Genomic DNA, 6,279 nt, shown 5'->3' on the forward strand with positions numbered 1-6,279 from the left:
TTAACGCGGGCTCAGTACGTCCAGCAGTTCTGTTTCCAGTTCCAGTTGAACCTTGTCCTGGCGCAGGCGGTCGCCCGTTACCAGGAAGGTGTCTTCTACGCGTTCCCCCAAGGTGCTGATCTTGGCCAGTTGCACATTGACATGGTGGTGCGCCAGGGTGCGGGCGATGACATACAGCAGCCCCGAGCGATCGCTGGCCGAGACGCTGAGCAGCCAGCTTTGAGCGCGTTCGTCGGGACGCAGGCTGACCCGGGGTTGAACCGGGAAGGACTTGACCCGACGCGACAGGCGTCCGCGACTGGGGTCGTGTAGCGGGCGGTCTGATGCGGCAGCTTCAGCCAGTTGGTTTTCCACCAGTGAGATCAGGTCGCGAGGGTGCACGCCTTCGTAGACATCGTTGTCGCTGGACAAGATCTGGAAGGTATCCAGCGCGTAACCGGTGGACGAGGTGTGAATGCGCGCGTCCTGAATGTTGAAGCCAGCCTTGTCGAAATAGCCGCAAATGCGGGCGAACAGGTCGGGACGATCCGGTGCGTAGACCATGACTTGCAGGCCTTCGCCAACCGAGGAGGGGCGGGCGGCCACGATGGGGCGCTCTGTTTGAACATGGCGCCACAGCATACGGGTGTGCCATGCGATGTCGGCCGCTTCATGGCGGGCGAAGTAGCTCATGTCCAGCGTCTTCCACAGATTGCTTTCGATGCCTTCTGGCAAGAAATTCAATTGCAGAACGTGGCGGGCTTGCTGCTTGCGGTTTTCGATCTCGGCGTCCATGTGTGGACGTGAGCCGCCCAAGGCGCGCAAGGTGAGCTTGTAAAGGTCTTCGAGCAGTTTGCCTTTCCAGGCGTTCCACACCTTGGGGCTCGTGCCGCGGATGTCGGCCACTGTCAGCAGGTACAGACCGGTGAGGAAGCGCTCGTTGCCCACTTTGCGAGCAAAAGCTTGAATGACATCTGGGTCAGACAGGTCTTCCTTTTGCGCCACTTTGGACATGGTGAGGTGGGCCTCAACCAGAAATTCGGCCAGCTTGGCATCTTCTCCTGTGATGCCGTGGTCCTTGCAGAAGCGGCGCACTTCCACTGCGCCGAGTTCGGAGTGATCGCCACCGCGGCCCTTGGCCACGTCATGGAACAGGGCGCCGATGTAGAGCAACCAGGGCTTGTCCCATTCAGATGCCAGTTGCGTGCAGAAGGGGTACTCGTGCGCGTGCTCCGGAATGAAGAAACGGCGCACATTGCGCACCACCATGAGGATGTGCTGGTCGACCGTGTAGACGTGGAACAGGTCGTGCTGCATCTGGCCGACGATGCGGCGGAACACCCACAGGTAGCGCCCCAGAACCGACGTCTGGTTCATCAGTCGGATGACTCGGGTCAGCCCCTGGGGGGCCTTCAGGATTTCGATGAAGGTGGCGCGGTTGACCGGATCTCTGCGGAACTTGCCATCCATCACACCGCGAGCGTTGTACAAGGCGCGCAGGGTTCGGGCCGACAGACCTTTGAGGGTGTTGTCGCGCTGGAAGGTCAGGAAGGTATCGAGAATCGCGTGTGGGTCGCGTTGATAGAGGTCGTCGCTGACCACTTCCAGCGAGCCGCCCCGATCCAGGAAACGGTCGTTGATGACACGCATGGGTGCGTTTTGCGAACCATGCACCCGTTCTTCGATGTTCAGAATCAGGATCTGATTGAGCTGTGTAACGGCTTTGGCGGCCCAGTAGTAGCGGCGCATCAGCACTTCGCTGGCGCGCAAGCCCCGGGTGTTGGTGTAGCCGAAGGTTTCGGCCACGCCGGTTTGCAGGTCGAACACGAGCCGGTCTTCGCGGCGGCCAGCCACCTGGTGCAGTCGGGCACGAATGAGCTTGAGCACACCTTCGTTGCGCTGCAGTTGGCGGGCTTCAAATGCGGTCAACAGCCCCTTGTGTGCCAGTTCGGACCAGTTCTTTCCCAGGTTGGCGGCGCGGGCCAGCCACAGCACCACCTGCAGGTCGCGTAAGCCGCCAGGGCTTTCCTTGCAGTTGGGTTCCAGCGAGTAGGGGGTGTCTTCGTATTTGGTGTGCCGCTGGCGCATTTCCAGCAGCTTGGCCGTCAGGAAGTCCTGGGCGTCCATCTTTTGCGCGGTCACACGACTCAGTTCCGTGAAACGCGCTTTGGATCCACATAGAAAGCGCGATTCCAGCAGCGAGGTCTGAATCGTCACATCGCCCGCGGCCTCCTGACCGCACTCCGTCACGGTGCGGACGCTGGAGCCAATTTCCAGACCGATGTCCCAACAGGCACTGATGAAGCCCTCGACCGCCGTGATGGCGGTTTCGTCGCCGCTGTCGGCCAGCGACTGCGGTACAAGGATGAGCACATCGATGTCGGAGTAAGGGAACAGTTCGCCTCGGCCATACCCCCCTACGGCCACCAGAGCGGCCCCTTTGGGTAAGGGAAAGGCGTGCCACAGATCGTGCAGTGTGCGGTCTACCAGCTTGGCCAGGTGGCCCAGCAGCCGGCTGGCTGACGATGTGGTGGGGCGGCTTTGGGCGAACTGATTGAGCAGCTCGGCTTTGGCTTGCTTGAACTGGGTGCGAAAGGCAGCGATGTCGATCGTCATGGAGGGGTGCAACTGGCGGCGGTCGAATCCGTCAAAAGACGAAGGCCCTGAGCGTTGTCCGCAGCAGGGCCTTGGGTGGGTTTCAGGCTCAGCCTTGAGCTTGCAGTATGAAGTCTGGGATCGGTGGGCTGCCGGCGGACAAGGTCAGCACTTCATAGCCAGTTTCGGTGACCAGCACGGTGTGCTCCCACTGCGCCGAAAGCGAGCGGTCTTTGGTGACGATGGTCCAGCCGTCACCCAGCGACTTGATGTCCTTCTTGCCCGCGTTGATCATGGGCTCGATGGTGAAGATCATGCCGGGCTTGAGTTCTTCCAGGGTGCCTGGGCGGCCGTAGTGCAGCACTTGTGGCTCTTCGTGGAACTTCTGGCCAATGCCGTGGCCGCAGAATTCGCGGACCACAGAAAAACCGTTGCTTTCTGCAAAAGTTTGAATGGCGTGGCCGATGTCGCCCAGGCGCGCACCCGGCTTGACCTTGGCGATGCCCTTCCACATGGCTTCGTAGGTGAAGGCACACAGGCGCTTGGCAGCGATGGACCCATTGCCCACCACGAACATGCGGCTGGTGTCGCCGTGCCAGCCGTCTTTGATGACGGTGATGTCAAGGTTGACGATGTCGCCATCTTTCAGGGGGCGATCATTCGGAATGCCGTGGCACACCTGATGGTTGATCGACGCGCAGATGGACTTGGGGTAGGGCTTGTGGCCGCCTGGGGCGTAGTTCAGCGGGGCGGGCACGCAGCCTTGTTCGTTGACCATGTAGTCGTGACAGAGCTTGTCGAGCTCTTCGGTGGTCACGCCCACTTTGACGAACGGGGTGATGTAGTCCAGCACCTCGGAAGCCAGACGGCCGGCCAGACGCATGGCGTCGATCTCGGCGCCGGATTTGATGGTGATGCTCATAGACCGGAATTATCCGCAATTGTTGTGGGCTATGACGCGCACAGGGAAATTGCTTTCGTTGCAGTTTTTCCGCGCGAAGGGCCTGAGCCCGGTAAAATTCGCGTTTTTCCTGAGCGCACCCCCATAGCGATGTCCACTTTGATGCACTTTGAGGGCGGCAATGCCCTGGCTCCTCACCAAGTTCAGGCCCTGCTGCCCAAGCTGCAAGCCATCAACCCCAAGATTTCCGGCGTTGATGCCCGTTTCGTGCACTGGGTGGCCCTGGACAAGGCGCTCGACCATGCCGAGTTGGACAAGCTGGCCGCGCTGCTGACCTATGGCGATGCCTACGAGGGTGGGGCCGAAGGTGATCTGATTGTGGTGGCCCCCCGTTTGGGCACCGTGTCCCCCTGGGCTTCCAAGGCCACCGACATCGCGCACAACTGCGGTCTGGCCATTCGCCGCGTGGAGCGCGTGACCGAATTCCGCATCACCGTCAAAACCGGTTTGATCGGCACTTTGACGGGCTCGGCCAAGTCGCTGTCGGCTGATGAACTGCAGGCATGCGCCGCGCTGCTGCACGACCGCATGACCGAAAGCGTGCTGCTGGCCCGCGAAGAAGCCCGCCACCTGTTCGACGAGAAGCAGGGCGCCCCGATGGAGCACGTGGACGTGCTGGGCCGTGGCCGCGCTGCGCTGGAAGAGGCCAATGTGACCTTTGGTCTGGCCTTGTCGGACGACGAAATCGAATACCTGGTCAATGCCTTCACTGGCCTGAAGCGCAACCCCACCGATGTGGAGTTGATGATGTTCGCCCAGGCGAACTCGGAGCACTGCCGCCACAAGATCTTCAACGCCAAGTTCACCGTGGACGGCGTGGACCAAGACTTGTCGCTGTTCGGCATGATCCGCAACACCGAGAAGCTGAACCCACAGCACACCGTGGTGGCTTACGCCGACAACGCGTCCATCATGGAAGGCCACCAGATCGAGCGCTGGATGCCCGATGGCTACACCAACGCGCCTCAGTACAAGGCCCGTGAAGAGCTGGCCCATGTGCTGATGAAGGTGGAAACGCACAACCACCCCACGGCCATTTCGCCCTTCCCCGGCGCATCGACCGGTGCGGGCGGTGAAATCCGAGACGAAGGCGCGACCGGCCGTGGTTCGCGTCCGAAGTCGGGTCTGACCGGCTTCTCGGTGTCGAACCTGCACCTGCCAGGCACCAATGAGCCTTGGGAGCAAAACCCCATTGGCAAGCCTGAGCACATCGCCAGCCCGCTGCAGATCATGATCGAAGGCCCTTTGGGTGGCGCCGCGTTCAACAACGAATTTGGCCGCAGCAACCTGGGCGGCTACTTCCGCGTGTTCGACCAGAACGTGGGCGAGGGCGACAAGGCCATCCGCCGTGGTTATCACAAGCCGATCATGATTGCTGGCGGCTTGGGCACCATCGACGCCACACAGACCAAGAAGATCGTGTTTGGCGCGGGCACCTTGCTGATTCAACTGGGTGGCCCTGGCATGCGCATTGGCATGGCGGGTGCGGCGGCTTCGTCCATGGCGGCGGGCACCAACTCGGCGGCACTGGACTTTGACTCGGTGCAGCGCGGCAACCCCGAAATCGAGCGCCGTGCGCAAGAGGTGATCAACCACTGCTGGGGTCTGGGTGCGAAGAACCCGATTCTGGCCATCCACGACGTGGGCGCCGGCGGCATCTCCAACGCCTTCCCCGAGCTGGTGGACGGCGCCGAGAAGGGGGCGCGCTTCGATCTGCGCCAGGTGCCGCTGGAGGAGTCCGGCCTGGCGCCCAAGGAGATCTGGTGCAACGAGAGCCAGGAGCGCTACACCCTGGCCGTCGATCCGGCGAAGCTGGCGCTGTTCGAGCAGATGTGCGCGCGTGAGCGCTGCCCGTTTGCCATCGTCGGCGTGGCCACCGACGCGCCCGACCTGGTGCTGGAGGACGGCCCCGGCGGCGAGCGCGTGATCGACATGCCCATGCAGGTGCTGCTGGGCAAGCCGCCCAAGATGCAGCGCGACGTCCAGCGCGTGGCGCGCAGCGAGGCGGCACTGAACCTCGACGACGTCAAGCTCGAGCAGGTGGTCTTCGACGTACTGCGCCACCCGACGGTGGCCAGCAAGCGGTTCCTCATCACGATCGGCGACCGCACGGTGGGTGGGCTCAGCCACCGCGACCCGATGGTCGGCCCCTGGCAGGTGCCGGTGGCCGACTGCGCGGTGACGCTGGCGGACTTCGTCGGCTTCCGCGGCGAGGCGATGGCGATGGGCGAGCGCACGCCGCTGGCCGCGCTGGACGCGCCAGCCTCGGGCCGCATGGCGGTGGGCGAGGCCATCACCAACCTGCTGGCGGCGCCGATCGAGCTGTCGCGCATCAAGTTGAGCGCCAACTGGATGGCCGCCTGCGGCGAGCCCGGAGAAGATGCCGCGCTGTACGACACCGTCAAGGCGGTCGGCATGGAACTGTGCCCGGCGCTGGGCATCGGCATCCCGGTCGGCAAGGATTCGCTGTCGATGCGCACGCGCTGGAGCGATGCGGGCCAGGGCAAGCAGGTCACCGCGCCGGTCAGCCTGATCGTCACCGCGTTCGCGACGCTGGCCGACGTGCGCGGCACGCTGACGCCGCAGCTGCAGCCGGGCGACACCACGCTGATCCTGATCGATTTGGGTAAGGGACAAAACCGCATGGGCGGCTCGATTCTGGCGCAAAGCCTGAACCTCGAAGGCGGCGAGGTGCCCGACCTGGACGACCCGAAAGACCTGGTCAACCTGGTCAACGCCATCAA

General features: G+C 62.9%; 3 protein-coding genes. 1 reads left to right on the forward strand and 2 read right to left on the reverse strand.

The window, feature by feature from the left end:
• Positions 1 to 2,595: a [protein-PII] uridylyltransferase gene (locus VFW72_RS04195; RefSeq protein ID WP_329673014.1), complete on the reverse strand. Its 2,595-nt coding sequence runs from the start codon at positions 2,593 to 2,595 to the stop codon at positions 1 to 3.
• 88 nt (positions 2,596 to 2,683) lie between these two features.
• Positions 2,684 to 3,496 carry a type I methionyl aminopeptidase gene (gene map / locus VFW72_RS04200; protein WP_329673015.1) on the reverse strand — a complete coding sequence of 271 codons (813 nt, stop codon included), beginning with the start codon at positions 3,494 to 3,496 and terminating at the stop codon, positions 2,684 to 2,686.
• Between the two features lie 129 nt (positions 3,497 to 3,625).
• Between map and purL the strand changes: the two genes are divergently transcribed.
• On the forward strand, positions 3,626 to 6,279 hold a 2,654-nt coding region (gene purL, locus VFW72_RS04205), incomplete at its 3' end, for a phosphoribosylformylglycinamidine synthase (RefSeq protein ID WP_329673016.1).

This window comes from Aquabacterium sp. (assembly GCF_036273115.1).
In the GTDB taxonomy this organism is placed as follows: Bacteria; Pseudomonadota; Gammaproteobacteria; order Burkholderiales; family Burkholderiaceae_C; genus Aquabacterium.

Coding starts and splice junctions, on each gene's coding strand:
- VFW72_RS04195 (WP_329673014.1), bottom strand. CDS start 2,595: ATGACGATCGACATCGCTGCCTTTCGCACCCAGTTCAAGCAAGCCAAA.
- map (WP_329673015.1), bottom strand. CDS start 3,496: ATGAGCATCACCATCAAATCCGGCGCCGAGATCGACGCCATGCGTCTG.